Origin of the sequence: Collinsella sp. D33t1_170424_A12 (genome assembly GCF_015554865.1) — a bacterium.
Taxonomy (GTDB): Bacteria; Actinomycetota; Coriobacteriia; order Coriobacteriales; family Coriobacteriaceae; genus Collinsella.
The window spans coordinates 1-15,241 of the sequence record NZ_JADNJJ010000011.1 but is presented as its reverse complement, the minus strand read 5'-3'; the positions used below and the strand labels follow the sequence as shown (position 1 = coordinate 15,241).

Annotated in this window: 11 protein-coding genes; 8 read left to right on the top strand and 3 right to left on the bottom strand. The window is 64.0% G+C overall.

What is annotated here, in order from left to right; translation table 11 throughout:
• Both sdaAA and I2E26_RS00565 read left to right on the top strand, forming a co-directional pair.
• A partial coding sequence (sdaAA, locus tag I2E26_RS00570) for an L-serine ammonia-lyase, iron-sulfur-dependent, subunit alpha (RefSeq protein ID WP_195419204.1) occupies positions 1–1,510 on the top strand: 1,510 nt, incomplete at its 5' end.
• A 101-nt stretch (positions 1,511–1,611) separates the two neighbouring features.
• A complete protein-coding gene (locus I2E26_RS00565) occupies positions 1,612–3,348 on the top strand; it encodes a L,D-transpeptidase family protein (RefSeq protein WP_195419203.1) in 1,737 nt (578 codons plus the stop codon).
• 125 nt (positions 3,349–3,473) lie between these two features.
• Here I2E26_RS00565 and I2E26_RS00560 read toward each other — a convergent pair whose 3' ends face one another.
• The 3 genes from I2E26_RS00560 to I2E26_RS00550 all read right to left on the bottom strand — a co-directional run bounded on the left by I2E26_RS00560 (position 3,474) and on the right by I2E26_RS00550 (position 5,991).
• Positions 3,474–4,553, bottom strand: a complete 1,080-nt coding sequence (locus tag I2E26_RS00560) for a sensor histidine kinase KdpD (RefSeq protein WP_229056291.1) — start codon at positions 4,551–4,553, stop codon at positions 3,474–3,476.
• 9 nt (positions 4,554–4,562) lie between these two features.
• Complete coding sequence (locus I2E26_RS00555) at positions 4,563–5,264, bottom strand: response regulator transcription factor (protein WP_195419202.1); 702 nt, start codon at positions 5,262–5,264, stop codon at positions 4,563–4,565.
• A gap of 88 nt (positions 5,265–5,352) precedes the next feature.
• Positions 5,353–5,991, bottom strand: coding sequence for a TetR/AcrR family transcriptional regulator (locus I2E26_RS00550; RefSeq protein WP_195419201.1), 639 nt, complete (start codon positions 5,989–5,991; stop codon positions 5,353–5,355).
• Between the two features lie 256 nt (positions 5,992–6,247).
• Between I2E26_RS00550 and I2E26_RS00545 the strand changes: the two genes are divergently transcribed.
• From I2E26_RS00545 to I2E26_RS00520, 6 genes are all read left to right on the top strand, one after another.
• Positions 6,248–6,934, top strand: coding sequence for an ABC transporter ATP-binding protein (locus I2E26_RS00545; protein WP_195419200.1), 687 nt, complete (start codon positions 6,248–6,250; stop codon positions 6,932–6,934).
• Complete coding sequence (locus I2E26_RS00540; protein WP_195419199.1) at positions 6,931–10,020, top strand: FtsX-like permease family protein; 3,090 nt, start codon at positions 6,931–6,933, stop codon at positions 10,018–10,020. Before I2E26_RS00545 ends, I2E26_RS00540 begins: the two co-directional genes overlap by 4 nt.
• Before the next feature lie 43 nt (positions 10,021–10,063).
• Positions 10,064–11,482 (top strand): efflux RND transporter periplasmic adaptor subunit, encoded by a 1,419-nt coding sequence (locus tag I2E26_RS00535; protein WP_195419198.1) that lies wholly within the window; start codon positions 10,064–10,066, stop codon positions 11,480–11,482.
• Positions 11,479–12,192 (top strand): ABC transporter ATP-binding protein, encoded by a 714-nt coding sequence (locus I2E26_RS00530; RefSeq protein ID WP_195419197.1) that lies wholly within the window; start codon positions 11,479–11,481, stop codon positions 12,190–12,192. Before I2E26_RS00535 ends, I2E26_RS00530 begins: the two co-directional genes overlap by 4 nt.
• On the top strand, positions 12,189–13,427 hold the full coding sequence (locus I2E26_RS00525; RefSeq protein WP_195419196.1) for an ABC transporter permease: 1,239 nt from the start codon (positions 12,189–12,191) through the stop codon (positions 13,425–13,427). The genes I2E26_RS00530 and I2E26_RS00525 overlap by 4 nt, the downstream gene beginning before the upstream one ends.
• A 100-nt stretch (positions 13,428–13,527) precedes the next feature.
• Complete coding sequence (locus I2E26_RS00520; protein WP_195419195.1) at positions 13,528–14,943, top strand: glutamate-cysteine ligase family protein; 1,416 nt, start codon at positions 13,528–13,530, stop codon at positions 14,941–14,943.
• The last annotated feature ends 298 nt before the right edge of the window (positions 14,944–15,241 follow it).

The following is a 15,241-nucleotide window of genomic DNA, read 5'->3' as shown; positions in this document are numbered from 1 at the left end:
CGCGCGCGTGGCGGCGACGCTCATCGAGGGCGACGTCGCATCCGTTCGCTTCACCCTGTGGAACAGCTTCGCCCACACCTACCGCGGGCACGGCACCGATCGCGCCCTCGTAGGCGGCATCCTGGGCTTCGATACCGATGACGAACGCATTCGCGAAGCCTTCGAACTGGCTCGCGAACACGGCCTGGCATACGAATTCGCCATCGGCGGAGACGACCCGTCCATCCATCCCAACACAGTCGATATACACCTTGAAAGCACGAGCGGCGCCATAACCGACGTGCGAGGCGAGAGCCTTGGCGGCGGGCGCATGCGCATCAGCGCGATCAACGGCGTCCACGTGGAGATCTCGGGTCTGTATACCACGCTGTTCGTTGCCCATCGCGACGCACCGGGCGCCCTGGCAGCACTCACGGGCGCCCTGGCGAAGGCTCAGCTCAACATTGCCTTCTGCCGCACCTACCGCACCGAGGCGGGCGGCCAGGCGTACTCCGTGTTCGAAACCGACGGCGCCGCGCAACGCGATGTACTCCCCGTCGTACGCGCGCTCGACCTGGTAAACTACGCCACCTTCATCGAGCTCCCCGGCTCCGTCTCCACCCTGGGTCCCGGGGTATCCGTGCCCGACCTCTTCGACGATGCGGCCCAACTGCTCGCCGCAAGCGCCGAACGCGACCTCGGAATCGGCGCGGTGATGAGGCTGCGCGAGGAGCTCATGACCAGCCCCGATATCGCCCGCAGGCAGATGGACCGCGTGATCGAGGTCATGCGGAGCGAGACCACCGCCCCGCTCGAGCATCCGCAACGCTCGCTCGGCGGCTTCCTCGATGGACAGGCGCGCGACGTGCACCTGGCGGGCGGGCGCCTGTCCGCCAGCCTCATGGGCCCCACGCAGACCGAAGCCGTAGCCCGCGCCATGGCCGTGCTCGAGCGTTCCGCCACCATGGGCGTCATCGTAGCGGCGCCCACCGCCGGCTCCGCAGGCGTTGTCCCCGGATGCGTGCTCGCAGCGGCGCATGCGCTCGAGCTTGACGACGACGCCATCGCCGATGCGCTCTACTGCGCGGCCGCCGTCGGCCTCATCCTTTCGACCTCGGCCTGCGTAGCCGGCGCCGAGGGTGGATGCCAGGCCGAGGTGGGTTCCGCCGCCGCCATGGCCGCGGCCGCACTGGTAAGCATGCATGGCGGCACGCCGCAGCAATCGCTCGATGCTGCAGCTATCGCCCTCGCCAACCTGCTCGGCCTCGTATGCGACCCCGTGGGCGGCCTCGTGGAGGTACCCTGCCAGAACCGTAACGCCATCGGCGTGGCATGCGCGTTCTCCTCGGCGCAGCTCGCGCTCTCAGGCGTGCCGAGCCTCGTTCCCTTCGACGAGATGGCATCCGTCATGCTCGCCGTGGGGCGCGCGCTGCCCGCCTCGCTGCGCGAGACCGCCAAGGGAGGCATCGCGCAGGCGCCCTCGGCAAAGAGCGCGTGCGCTCGCTGCGGGGCGCGCTCGACGGCTCTGTAACCATGTAATCCCTAAGCTCATGCCAACTTCATATCATCTTCGACCTATAATGAAGAATTGCTAACCAATTACCTTCAATAGCGTTTCGAGGAAGCTTGCCCATGCACACTTCTCAGTACCAGACCCAAGACGATTCCGGCCAGACGCGCGCAACGACGGACCAGCCCATCAATCCCCCGTGCGATGCCCAGCGCGCCGCCGCCATGCGAAACCTTCCTGATCCCGCCACCCCTCGAAGCAACCCCTCGCACACCGAGCAGGTCGCGTCGATGGAGACGCGAGCGATGGAAGCTACGGGGCCGAAAAACGTCACCGCCCCGCAGGCGCCCATCGCCGAGCCGTGTGAACCCAACGCCGGTTCATCGCGCCAGACGACGAAGCCCAGCACCCGCTCCAACCGTCGCGCGCTCATCGGAGCGGGTATCGCCGTCGGCGTCGTAGCCGTCCTCTATCTCGGAGGCGCCTTGGCATTCTCGAATATCTACTATCCCGGCACGACGATCGCCGGCGTAGACGTCTCGTTCATGGGCCGAGACGCTGCGAAGAGCCGCGTCGAGGCATCTGCGCAAGCCTACACCCTCGCCGTTGACGGCAACGACTTCTCATGGACCTATTCCGCAAAAGACAACGGGCTGCCCGTCGATGTAGCGAAATGGGCGGATAGCCTCATCAAGGGAAACGAGCCCTTCGCCTGGCCGTTCAAGCTCGCAGAGGCACTTGCCGGGCAGGGCGGCGAGGGCGCAGCCGCAGCGTCCCCCCAGGACCCCGCCCCCGGGTTCGACGAAGCCGCGTTCGACGCCTCGTTCGCCCAAGCGGTCGAAGCCTATAACGAGGGCCGCAGCGGCACCTTCGATGCCCCGAGCGCCTATGATGAGGAGCAGGGCATCTTCACGCTCGAACGCGCCAAGACCAATGTGAAGCTCAATTACGAGCCCGCGCTCAAACACGTGAAAGAAGCCCTGTTCAAGCTCGAATCCAGCGTACAACTCGACGCGAGCGATTTTGCGACCCTGGGCGGCGACGCTACCGACGAGCAGCTTGAAGCTGCCTGCAAGGCGGCAAACGAGCTCATCGGCACCAATGTCGACATCAAGATGGAGGGCCATTCCGTCGCGAAACTCGGCGGCAAGGAACTCGCCGCCTGGATCGTATTCGACGAGAACCTCAAGCCATCGCTCGATCTGGAGAGCATCACGGCCTGGGCTTACGAGCTCGATGACGACCTCGACACCGCCGGCAGCGAGCGAACCTACACCCGCCCCGACGGCAAAGTGGTAACCGTCGGCGGCGGCAATTATGGCTGGATCGTCGATTCCGCAGGGCTTGCCAAGGCCATCGAGCAAGCGGTCGCCAACAAGCAGACGGGTGATCTGGTCGTACCGCTCAAGAGCAAGGGCGCGGTCTACACCAAGCCCGGCGAGAAGGATTGGGCCGAATACGTCGATATCGACCTGTCCGAGCAGCACGCCCGCTATTACGACGCCAACGGTTCCCTGCAATGGGAGTCGGGGTGCATCACCGGCAATCCAAACCTGGGAAATGAAACGCCCACCGGTATCTACCGAATGAATAGCTGCGGCACCAATATCGTTCTGGTAGGCAAGAAGGACCCCGAAACGGGCGAGCCCGAATATAAGACGCCCGTCAAGTATTGGATGCCCTTCGTCGGCCAGGCCATCGGCCTGCACGATGCCAGCTGGCAGGCCGCGTCGAACTTCTCCAACCCCAACGCGTATAAGAGCGTGGGCAGCCACGGCTGCATCAACCTGCCGCCCGAGAAGGCTGCAGAACTGTACGGCCTGATCAAGGAAGGCATCTGCGTGATCGTGCACTGGTAGCGAATGCCCCAGGCAACGCCATCATCCATAGAGTGAAGCGCCGCGGGCGCCGGATGCATCGCGGCGTCCGGCGCCCGCAATCGTTATCGACGCGGGCAACCGTATACGACAACCGACCGGCAGCCCTATACGTTCATGTTGAAATACACGATATCGAAACGAGCACCCAGCACCGCCCCGTTCGCATCACGCACGTTGGATGCGCGCATAGCGCCGCCCTGGGCGGCCACCAAGCTCTGCGCAAGCGATAACCCGATGCCCATGCCGCATGGATCGACCTCGGAGGAGCGGGCGTCTTCGCCATCATCGGCCGCGCCGCGGTAGAACCGCTCGAAGATATGCGGTAGGTCCTCCTCGGAGATTCCAGGACCGGTATCTTCCACGCGAATGCGGCACGCGAGCGCATCTTGGCTCGCCGTCACGCGCACGGCGCCGCCGCGCCCCGCATGCTCCAGGCAGTTCTTAAGAACGTTGGACAAGGCCTCGACGCTCCACGCCTCATCACCCCAAAACGCGGCCTCGGGCTGAACCTCGACGGAAAGCGAAACATCGGCCAAGTCGAATGCAATCGCGAGCGCCTCGGCAGAGCGACGCACCACGTCTTCAGCACGGACTTCGGCCCGCGCGAGGTCGATCGCGCCGGCATCGAGCCGCGCCATCTTGAGCAAGGCCGAGATGAGCCATCGGATGCGCTCTTGAAGCCCCTGCATCACGCGCAGACGATCGATCATATCGCGAACATCCTGAGGCGAAAGGCCGCCTCGAGCCTCCATGAGCCGCTTGCGCATAAGCTCCGAAAGCAAGGATAACGACGTGAGCGGCGTCTTCAGCTGATGGGAGATATCCGCCAGGGAATCGGCCAGGGCATGGGTCTCGCCCTCGAGCTCGTCGGCCGTGAGATACAGCCGGGAAACCATCTTATCGAGCTCGCTTGTAAGGACCGCCAGCTCCCCCTCGCGCATATGGGACAGGGAGAGGTCTCGCTCGCCATGCAGCACCGCGTCGATACGGGCCGAGATACGTGCGATATCGCGGTAGCGAAGGTAGGTGAACAGCCCCACCGCGGCCCCGAGGACCAAGCTGCACGCTGCAGTCCACAGGGCGATGGAACGACCCCAGCAAGCGTACGCGCATGCGCACAACGCAAGCGATAAGCCGATATACAGCAGGAAGAACCGTCGTAGCTCGCGGTTGCGCATGAGCATCGCCACCACCTACCCAAACGCCTTGTAGCCCAAGCCGCGCACCGTCACGATCATACGCGGCTCCGAGGGATTATCCTCGATCTTGTCGCGCAGCCGCTTGATGTAGACAGAAAGCGTGTTCTCCTCGATATACGTACCCGCCTCATCCCACAGAGCTTCGCGAATCATATCGCGCGAGACGAGCTTGCCCCTGTTGGTGGCAAACAGCAGCAACAACCGGTATTCAAGCGCCGACAGCACGATGTCGGTCCCGTTTCGCTCGACATGCGCGCGGTCGACATCGATGCTCAACGGTCCAAACTGCAGAACCCCATGAGATGCGCCCGAACGACGGATGGCCGCCGCGATGCGCGCGAGCAATTCGCGGGGCCGAAACGGCTTTGCGATATAGTCGTCGGCGCCCATCTGGATACCGGCCACGGTATTGAATTCATCGTCGGAAGCCGTGAGGAAGATGACGGGAACATTCGGACGAGCCTGCTTGACCGCACTGCATACGGCGAAGCCGTTGCCCTGCGCCAAGGTCACGTCGAGGAGGAGCAACGCATATGGACGGGCAGCAAGACCATCGGGCCCGTCACCCAGCGCCAAGGCGATCGCCTCGTCTTGCGTGGAAGCCACATCGATAGCATAGCCCTCGCCGCTCAGCAGCTCCGACAGGGCCTCGATGATGAGTCGGTCATCTTCAACAAGTAAAATGCGCGGTGCCATGCGCGAGACCTCCCACGTCAAGCGGCCAGGGGCCGTTATACTCTCCTGGGTATGCTAACACAGCGCGCGTCACCGCCCGGCACCGATGTTACTGGACGCCGCCCGGATTCCCAGCCGATGCGGAACCCGGCTCGTCCTCAAGTCCCCGCAGCCCGTTGAGAATCAGGTCGTTAGCGATGCTCGAAACCTCCTCGATGGGGGTGGAGCGATCGGACTTGAGCCACGAGCGATAGATGGAGAAGATTCCCGCCATGAGAAACGACAGGTAGAAATCGAGCTGATGTGGCGGAAGCTTGGCCACCTGCAGGTCGCGTTCGATGAGCTTGCGCTTAAAAGGCACGAGGAACCGTGAAAGGAGCTCCTCGGCGGGAATCGAGTTGCGATCCATACAGTGCTGAACGAGCCTGGAATACACAAGGCGGTTGGCGATCTCGAAGAACCGGCGCAGAGCGAGCGAGATCTCTTCGTCCTTAGGCGCATCGCGATACGCTTCCTCCATAGCGTCGAGCAGCTCTTCAACCCGCTCTTCGGCGATGGCATCGAGAAGACCGTCGATCGTTCCAAAATGAACATAGAAGGTCTTGCGGTCGATATTGGCCTCTCGCGCGATAGCCGACACCGTGATCTGCTTGAAATCATGGTCTTCGAGCAGGCGATCGAAGGCGTCGATGATCGCCTTACGGCTCCTGAGCACGCGGCGATCGATATGGGTGCCGTTCTTAGGCATATGCGCATCCAATCGAATTTGGGCATACGCCCATTTCAAAGGCGCAGCAATTCCAACCTGATTTCCAAGATACTATTACCACATTTGTCCGTTAGTCAACTACTGTGAGCTTTCTACACAGGCCGAACAGCCTTTATGACAGAACTGTCACCCGGAGGTCACGGCCAGGTAACCCCAAACTGGCAGTATGCTAGTACGCATATTCGGAAGGGACGCCACGCGACTCGGCGCCCCTTCCCCGCAAAAGGAGGTGCATGTGAGCATCCTGAGCATCGAACACCTCGGCAAGGTCTACGGATCGGGCGACACCGCCGTACGCGCACTCGAAGATGTAAGCTTCACGGTCGATGCGGGCGAGTTCATCGCCATCGTCGGCTCGTCGGGGTCGGGGAAGTCCACGCTCATGCACCTTATGGGTGGCGTCGACCGGCCCACATCGGGCACGGTCAAGCTACAAGGGCAGGATATCTTCGCAGGCAGCGACGAGCAGCTTGCAGTATTCCGCAGGCGCGAAGTCGGCCTCATCTACCAGTTCTACAACCTCATCCCCGTGCTCGACGTCGTAGAGAACATGACGCTTCCCGTTCTTATGGACGGACGCGAGGTTAACCAGAAGCGCTTGGCCGAGCTCATCGATGCGCTCGGCCTTGCAGGAAAGGAGCGCTATCTTCCCAACCAGCTCTCCGGCGGACAGCAGCAACGCGTCGCCATCGGGCGCGCCCTCATGAACGCACCCGCCGTCATCCTGGCCGACGAGCCCACGGGCAACCTGGACACGCGCAATTCCGCCCAGATCATGCGGCTGCTGCGCGCGTCCAACCAGCGCTTCAAGCAAACCCTCGTGGTGATCACGCACGACGAGGACATAGCCCTCATGGCCGACCGCGTCATCGCTATCGAGGATGGTCGCATCGTCCGCGATACAAGCAGGCCGCAGCCATGAGCAACGCTCCCACCCCGCAACCGGCACCCATCGGCAGCCGTGGCGGCACGCAGCTGCGCCGCGACGCGCTCGGCAGGTTCGTGCGTCGGTCGCTCCAGCGCAACCCCGCGCGCACCATCGTCGCCATAACGGGTATCGCGCTCTCCTGCGCGCTCATCACCGCGATCTTCACTACAGCGGCCACCCTCTACAGCGGCCTGCTCAACGCAGAGCTCATCGCCCAAGGCGCGTGGCAGGTGCGCATCCACGACATCGATAGCGATGTCCTCGAGGACCTTTCGAGCGACGAGCGCGTAACCGACTACTACGACCAGGCAATCTACGGGCATGCGCTGATGCCGCGCAGCTTCGAGGGCTACTGGGGGCGCTACCTCACCTTGGAGCCATGGCCCACCGAAGAGCGCGTGCGGGGCCTAGCCTCGCTCCCCTATATCGCAGAAGGCCGCGCGCCCCAAGCGCCCGGCGAACTCGTGCTGGGACGCGATCTGAAGGGCGCGACCACGGCAGACGGCCAGCATCTCTACAGTCCGCTGCCCTCATCCGGCAGGGACGATGACGTTCCTCGCGCCAACTGGGATGGGCCCATCGCCGTAGGCACCACGATCGAGCTCGCGGTGGGCCAGCGCGTCTACAGCGACGAGCAAAGCGGGGGCACACGGGCCGCGATGGCGCGGGGCGGCACGAAGATGACGCCGTCGCCCGCGGGCGACGTCATAACCGAGTGGCTGGCGGACGCACAGCCCGCGCAGCGCTTCACCGTCGTGGGCTTCTATAGCGGCGACATGGACTATATACCGGATACGTGGTCGAGCAACGCAGGCTACCTGGGATTCGTACAGCCCGATAGCCTGGCGGCCCGGTCGCACGACGTATTGATAACGACGAATATGCGTGCGCGCGACGATATCAGCCGCTTTATGGAAGAGTATTCGAACGACGATGCACGGGAAGCCGAGATTTCGAAGACCGGCATCTCGCCGGCGCCCGCCACCGCAGAGCCCCATGAAGACCTGCTGAAATATCAAGGCATCTACGACGAGGAATCCGTTTGGGGATCGCTCTACGCCCTCGCAGCGCTGTTAGCGCTTATCGTGTCCCTCGCCTCGATCACCCTCATATACAACGCGTTCGCCATCGCGGTAGCCGAGCGCACGCGCGAATACGGGCTTCTCGCCTCGATCGGCGCGAGCGCGCGCCAGATTCGCGCCACCGTATTCACCGAGGCCGTCATCCTCGCAGCCATAGGCATCCCGCTGGGTATCGGACTCGGTATACTGGGCGCCAACTCGGTCCTCTCCTTTGCAAGCGAGGGCGTGAGCGCCCTGGTCGACCAGACGACGCTCCACACGGGCGGAGCGGCCCCGCTCACCGTGAGGCCCGGCCTCTTGATAGCGTCGGCGCTGCTCACCGCCGCCGCCGTGGCGATCAGCGCTGCTTGGCCGGCCCTGCGGGCCGGGCGCGCGCCCGCCATCGAGGCTATCAGGCAGACGCGAGACTATGGGTCGCGCGCACGCAGGCGGAGCACGCGCCGTCGCCGCATGCGCTCGCGCATCGACGAGATGCGCCTGCGGCTCTTCGGCGTACCCGGCCTGCTCGCACACCGAAGCATGACGCGCGGGCCCGCGAAGAGCCGTGCGGGCGTCGTTTCGCTCGCGGTCGCCGTGGCGCTTATCCTCATTTCAGGCTCGCTATCCCAGTACATGGACGAGCTCATGGCCTCCGTCGATCCGGGCTTCGGAGATATCGATATCACACTTGAACGTACCCTCCTGGAATCGGAAACAACCGCGGACGGCATCGACGCGATCGAATCGGCATACCGCTCGCTCGGGTCCGTATCGGGCGCACGGCCCCGCGGGTACAGCATCTACCTGTCGCTCTATGGGCGGATGGAAGCCGGCCTACTCGATCCGGACGATTCGGCAGATACCGATGGGGGCCAGCGCCGGGAAGCGGACGACGGAAGCATATACACACCCGTTACCGCCCTGTTCGTTGACGCAGCCAGCTGGAAGGGCCTGCTGGATGGGAACGGACTGGACCAAGCACGTTACAACGACCCCGCCCACCCCGTGGCGCTCGGGCTCAACGGCACCATGCGCGCACGCGATTCGCGCACCGTCCGACGCGACCCCTTCGAAGACACGGGTTCGTTACAAATATTCACGCATCTACGGGAACATGAAGGCCTCTATTTCACCGATGTGGCGGTAAACCCCAACGGCGAACCATGCGCCTATTACGATCAACTCGATGATACCGCCGCGCATGATGACGAGCCGGCGGAGATCCCGCTCAGCGAAGCGCTCCTCGATTCCGAAGACATACCGATCGGGGCGATCGTAGCGACGAGCCCCGGCTCTCTGGTTGGAACCGATTACTATTGGCCCACCATCGTCTTGCCCGCAACAGCGCTCCCCGCCCTCGCCGCCGCCTCGGAACATCTCGTAGCCTCCCCCCTTGTCGGCGGCATAGGGACGCCGCTCGCCTTCCACACCGAACCGGGATCCTCGAGCAATTCGATACCGGTCTACCTCGCGTTCGACGTCGAAGATGCACGAGCAGCCGAAGCGGCGATGAGGAACATCATGGCCGGTGAATTGAGCGATGAGGCATGGCAGCAGACCTGGCTCACCAACAACGCCGAGAACACTCGGACGTCGCGCCTCGCCTACGACACGATCCGCCTCTTCGTCAGCTGCTTTACCGGCATCACGATCGCCATCGCCATCGGCAACGTGTTCAACACGCTGAGCAATTCACTGATCCTGCGACGGCGCGAGTTCGCCATGCTCAAAAGCATAGGCATGGACGACCGGGCGTTTTGGCGCATGATAACCCTCGAATGCCTGTCGTACGCGCTGAGGGGTCTGCTGGGAGGCTTGGCCGTAGGGGCAGGCGCGGCCTATTTCTTCTACCGCGTCATAGGAGTGGAAGCTGTAGGAGCTGGCTTCGTCCTGCCCCTCGGCTGGATGCTTCTAGCCGTCGCGCTCGTGGCCGTCGTGCTGGCCGCGTCCACCATGTTCGCCCTGCGGCAGGCAAGATCGGATTCGATCGTAACCACGCTGCGCGAAGAATCGATATAGCCCGTTTCAAACACCCCTTTCATGTCAACTATAAGGAGGACCCATGAGCGACCCCATCAAGCCCCTCAACGATGTCCCTGCATCCAGCAGCGCATCCCCCGTCCCCGCCAGTCCGGATGTGCCGGCCATCCCGCGCCTCGAGGCCAATCCGACCCAGGCGCTACCGCCCCTCATCGACCCGAACGTCCCCGCGGGCGCCGCCTCGGACGACGACATGGCACCCGGCAGCGATGCCGAAGCCTACGCCGCGCTCAAAGCCCGGCGCGCGGAGCGTCGCAAGAAGAAGCTCATCCGCCGCGGTATCGCGGTGGGTGCCATCGCAGGCGTCCTCGCGCTGGGCGCGCTCGGCGTCGCCGTGTTCGCCCCCAAAGACGACGCGGAATCGGGCGTGGTGACCGACTTCGCCATGCGCGGCGACTACGAGACCGCCATCGGCGCATCGGGCACGCTGCAACCGCTCTCGAGCACCGTGATCGCCCCCGAGACGGGCGGCACCATCGCCGAGATCCGCGTGGCCGCCGGCCAGGCCGTCAACAAGGGCGACGTCCTCATGGTGATCAGGAACGACGAGCTCGACCGCGCGGTGAAGGAGGCCGAGCGCTCGCTCAACAGCGCGAAGAGCGCCCTCGCCGCCGCTCGGCGAGGTGACGCCGTCGTCGATCCCGAGACGGGCCAGCAGACGACCGCGGTCTCGCAGGATGCCGTAGACGAGGCGACGTTCGCACTCGAAGGCGCACGCGCCGCATACGACGCCGCCGTCGCAGCCGCGGCCGCGCGCACGGTGGTGGCGCCCATAGCCGGAAACGTCGTGGCCATGAACGCGAAGGTGGGCGCCCCCGTAAGCGCCGCCACCGAGAACGGCCAGCCGCTCATGCAGATCGCCGACCTCTCCCAGATGAAGGTGACTATCCAGGTGAGCGAGGAGCAGATCGCCACCGTGGCGAAGGACCAGCAGGCCTCCATCACCTTCCCCGCCTTCGAGGACCTCACCCTCACCGGAAAGGTATCCAACATCGCCTCGACCGCCACCGGCGACGCGTCGGGCATGTACTACGGCGACTCCGGCGCCGTGCAGTTCGCCGTTGACGTCCTCATCGAGGCGCCCGACGCCCGCCTCAAGCCAGGTATGACGGCCAACGTGGACCTTATGACCGAGCATCTGGCAGATGTGGTGATGGTGCCGTCCATCGCCCTTATGAGCGACGACGGCGAGCACTACTACGTGGTGGTGGAAACCGACCCCGAGACCTCCGAGCATACGCGCGTGGACGTTCAGGTGGTGGCGCAAAACGACGACTTCGCCGTGGTAGGCAAGCCCGAGGACGCGCCCGAAGGCGAGAACCCCGACATGGCGCGCTCGCCGCTCACGGGTGACGAGGCGCTCGTCATCTCGGGAGCGATGCTCGATGGCGAGATGGACGGCGGCGCGGTGACCGGCAGCGGAACGGCGGTCCTGAAATGAGGCCGGTCATCGATATCCGCCATATACACAGGATCTTCGAGTCCGAAGCCGGCCTCGCCCACATCCTGCACGACGTCTCGCTCAGCGTGATGCCCGGCGAGTTTCTGGCGATCATCGGCCCCTCGGGCTCGGGCAAGTCCACCCTCATGAACATACTGGGCTGCCTCGATACGCCCACTTCGGGCACGTACCTGCTCGAAGGGATCGACGTGGCGAAGCTCACCGACGACGAGCTGGCCGAGGTTCGGGCAACGCGCATCGGATTCGTGTTCCAAAGCTTCAACCTGCTGCCGCGCATGAGCGTGCTGGACAACGTGATGCTGCCGCTCGCCTACACCGATGTGCCGCGCGCGGACCGCGAACGGCGCGCCGTCCACGCGCTACGCGCCACTGGCCTGCCCGTCGACCACTACGACCACCGCACCAACGAGCTGTCGGGCGGCCAGATGCAGCGCGTCGCCATCGCCCGCGCCCTGGTCAACGACCCCGCCATCATCCTGGCCGACGAGCCCACGGGCAACCTGGACTCGGTCACCGGCCGCATGGTGCTCGATACGTTCCACGCGCTCAAGCGTCAGGGCAAGACCATCGTGTTGATCACCCACGACGCAAGCGTTGCCGCCGAGGCCGACCGCCGCGTAACCATCCGCGACGGACGCCTCTACCGCGAGGCCGCCAGCGCACCCAGCATGAGAGGAGGCACCCTATGAATGCACGCGACCTGATGCGCGAGGCGCTGCGCGCCCTCGAAGCCAACCGCGGCCGCACGCTGTTGACCGTGCTCGGCATCGTGATCGGCATCGCCGCCGTCATCGCCATGACGTCGCTCATCGGCGGCGTCCAGCAGACGCTGCTGAACGGCCTGGGCCTCAACGCGGCGCGCATGGTGCAGATCACCACGTCCAAGCCGCTCACCGACTCCGATATCAACAAGCTCGAAAAGCTCAACGCCTCGATCGACTTTGCCGAGGGCATCGTATCGGGCTTCAGCACCACCAAGATGGATGATCGCGATATCAGCGTATCCGTCACCGGCGGGTCGACCAGGCTTTTCGAACTCACCGGGCAGGTCAAGCTCATCGAGGGCCGGCTTTTCAACGCCCAAGAGGAGGCAAGCGGGGCGCGCGTGGTCATCATCGAACGCGGCGGCGTGAAGACGTACTTCGGCAACCCCGACGCCGACGTGATAGGCAAGCAGATCAAGCTCAACAACGCGAGCTATACCATCGTGGGCGTAGCCGACGCGGCAAGCGGCGGAATGGGCAACGACAACTACATGAACGTGTTCATGCCGGCAAAGACCGTCTCACGCGGGCTATCGTGGCTTCCCCAGGGGTCCTACGACCAGGCGATCGCCTTCGTTCGCGAGGGAACCGACCCCGAAGGCGCTCTTGAGGGAATCAAACAGGCCATCGCCAAAGCTCAAAACGTACCCGACGACGAGATCGAGAACTACATCTGGGTCTACAGCATGAAGGCGCAGATCGATGCGCTGCAGAGCTTCACCACCGCCTTCCAGCTCATCACAGGAGCCGTAGCGGGAATCTCGCTGCTGGTGGGCGGCATCGGCATCATGAACATGATGCTCACCAACGTAACCGAGCGCATCCGCGAGATCGGCGTGCGCCGCGCCCTGGGTGCGCGCGGACGCGACATCACCAACCAGTTCCTTATGGAATCCATCGCAATCTGCATGCTCGGCGGAGTCATAGGCACCATCGTGGGCTACCTGGCCGCCTGGGGCATCGCGTTGGTCGTCACCAACATGGGCATCCTGCAGGCATTGTCTGCCAACGGCGGCTCCGTCACGCTGGCGCCCGCGTTCTCCGTTGGAACCATCGTGCTCGCGGTGGGCATCTCGCTCATCATCGGCGTGCTGTTCGGCTTCTATCCAGCACGGCGGGCAGCCAAGCTCGATCCGGTGGAATGCCTGCGCTACCAGTAGCGCCTTGCAGCGCAAGGAGCTCAAAAGAAGCGACGAGGGATGGATGCGGCACCAAACAGGGTACATACACAAGGTCATCTCTTTAGCACAAGGAGCAATCATGTCCCATTGCCATCTTGATAGGAACCCCGTCTTCTCCGATACCTTCCAACGCAACCTCGATGCCATGGTCGGCCTGCTTGAAGGTGGCGAGAAGAATCCCGGCGCAAAGCTCATCGGCTTCGAGCTCGAGCGCATCCTCGTGGATGCAGCCGATCGCCCGCTCCCCTATGCAGGCGAGAACGGCGTCGCATCCATACTCGGGGCGCTGGCCGCCATGCATCCCGAAGACGAGCGCGTGTACATCGACGGCCACCTACTCGGCCTCGACTACAAACTAGAGGTTGCGGGCGAGCTCATCGGCGTCACCGTGTCGCTTGAGCCGGCGGCCCAGCTCGAGGTGTCCGCCGGACCCGCAACCAACGTGCGCGCCCTCTACCGAGCCGTAGAGGCATTCGATGCGCAGCTCGCCGACGTGCTGAAGGAGCTCGAGATCGACGCGCGCCTCGTTGCGGCGGGATACGACCCGTTCGTAGAAGCGCCCGAAAACCTGGAGCTCATCCCCAAGGAACGCTACCGCGACATGGACGCCTATCTGAGTCGTCATGGCCGCTACGCCCGCGATATGATGCGCTGCAGCGCCTCCACGCAGGTATCGCTCGACTACGAGGACGAAGCGGACGCCATGCGCCTCTACCGCATGGGCACGTTGCTGGGGCCGCTCTTTGCCTTCCTCTTCGACAACGCGCCGGTCTTTCGTGGAAAACCCACGCCCGGCATGGCGCGTTCTCTCATCTGGCACCACGTTGACGTAGATCGCTGCGGCATCGTGCCCGGAGCGCTCACCGGGCTCACCTTCGAACAGTATGCGCTGTGGGTCGCCGGCGTGAAGCCTATCCTGTTCACCGATGAGCAGCACGTCACCAGCTCGACGGGAAGCCGCTATGCTCGCGACATCATGGCCGAGCGCGCGCTTACGCGCAGCGAGCTCTTCCACCTGCTCTCGATGGTCTTCCCCAATGTGCGGCTCAAAGGGTTTTGCGAGTTTCGCGAGATGGATTCGCTACCACCGCGCCTCGCGGCCGCCTGTACGAGTTTCACCGGCGCCCTCTTCTACGACAAATGCCTTGAAAACAAGCTCGCCGTGCGTCTAAGCGCATGGCTTCCGCGCGGCTTCGAGGGCGTCGACGAGCACGATGCGGTAACGGCCCGCATGCACCTGGAGGAGCACGGCTGGGACGCCGAGATCTTCGGCGCGCCCGTAGCCGCCGTAGTGAATGCCCTGGTTGCGATCGCGCGCGAGAACATCGAGCACGATGGCGCTTGCACGGGCCTGGAGGTCCGGGACGGCGCCGAAGCGACCGTACCGGTCGTCCACGGCGACGATGAGGCGCGCTCGTTCGATCTTGAAGGCATGGATATGCTCGACGCCCTCTGGAAGAAGCGTACGCTGCCCCGCAACGTCCTTACGCTCTAGCCCAGAGCCAACCGCAGCGGCGCGCCATTCATCCGGCGCGCCGCTTTTCTAGTGCGGCACGGAGCTGCCAGCACGGTGCGGCGCACCGTAACGAGTTTGGTGACGGTAACGAGCTTGGTGAACGAGCGGCTTCGTTCAAGCGGGCCCGCGAAGAAATCCTGCAAATGAACCGTGCTCGAAATACAAGAAAAATCCCCGGTCAAAGACCGGGGATAAAACTGTTGGTAGCCCGTACCGGATTCGAACCGGTGATCTCCGCCTTGAGAGGGCGGCGTCCTGAACCGCTAGACGAACGGGC

What these genes read in the sequence shown, in the direction of transcription:
- I2E26_RS00560 (WP_229056291.1), bottom strand. Translation starts at nt 4,553, where the DNA reads ATGCTCATGCGCAACCGCGAGCTACGACGGTTCTTCCTGCTGTATATC.
- I2E26_RS00530 (WP_195419197.1), top strand. Translation starts at nt 11,479, where the DNA reads ATGAGGCCGGTCATCGATATCCGCCATATACACAGGATCTTCGAGTCC.
- I2E26_RS00525 (WP_195419196.1), top strand. Translation starts at nt 12,189, where the DNA reads ATGAATGCACGCGACCTGATGCGCGAGGCGCTGCGCGCCCTCGAAGCC.
- I2E26_RS00520 (WP_195419195.1), top strand. Translation starts at nt 13,528, where the DNA reads ATGTCCCATTGCCATCTTGATAGGAACCCCGTCTTCTCCGATACCTTC.
- I2E26_RS00555 (WP_195419202.1), bottom strand. Translation starts at nt 5,264, where the DNA reads ATGGCACCGCGCATTTTACTTGTTGAAGATGACCGACTCATCATCGAG.
- I2E26_RS00540 (WP_195419199.1), top strand. Translation starts at nt 6,931, where the DNA reads ATGAGCAACGCTCCCACCCCGCAACCGGCACCCATCGGCAGCCGTGGC.
- I2E26_RS00565 (WP_195419203.1), top strand. Translation starts at nt 1,612, where the DNA reads ATGCACACTTCTCAGTACCAGACCCAAGACGATTCCGGCCAGACGCGC.
- I2E26_RS00535 (WP_195419198.1), top strand. Translation starts at nt 10,064, where the DNA reads ATGAGCGACCCCATCAAGCCCCTCAACGATGTCCCTGCATCCAGCAGC.
- I2E26_RS00550 (WP_195419201.1), bottom strand. Translation starts at nt 5,991, where the DNA reads ATGCCTAAGAACGGCACCCATATCGATCGCCGCGTGCTCAGGAGCCGT.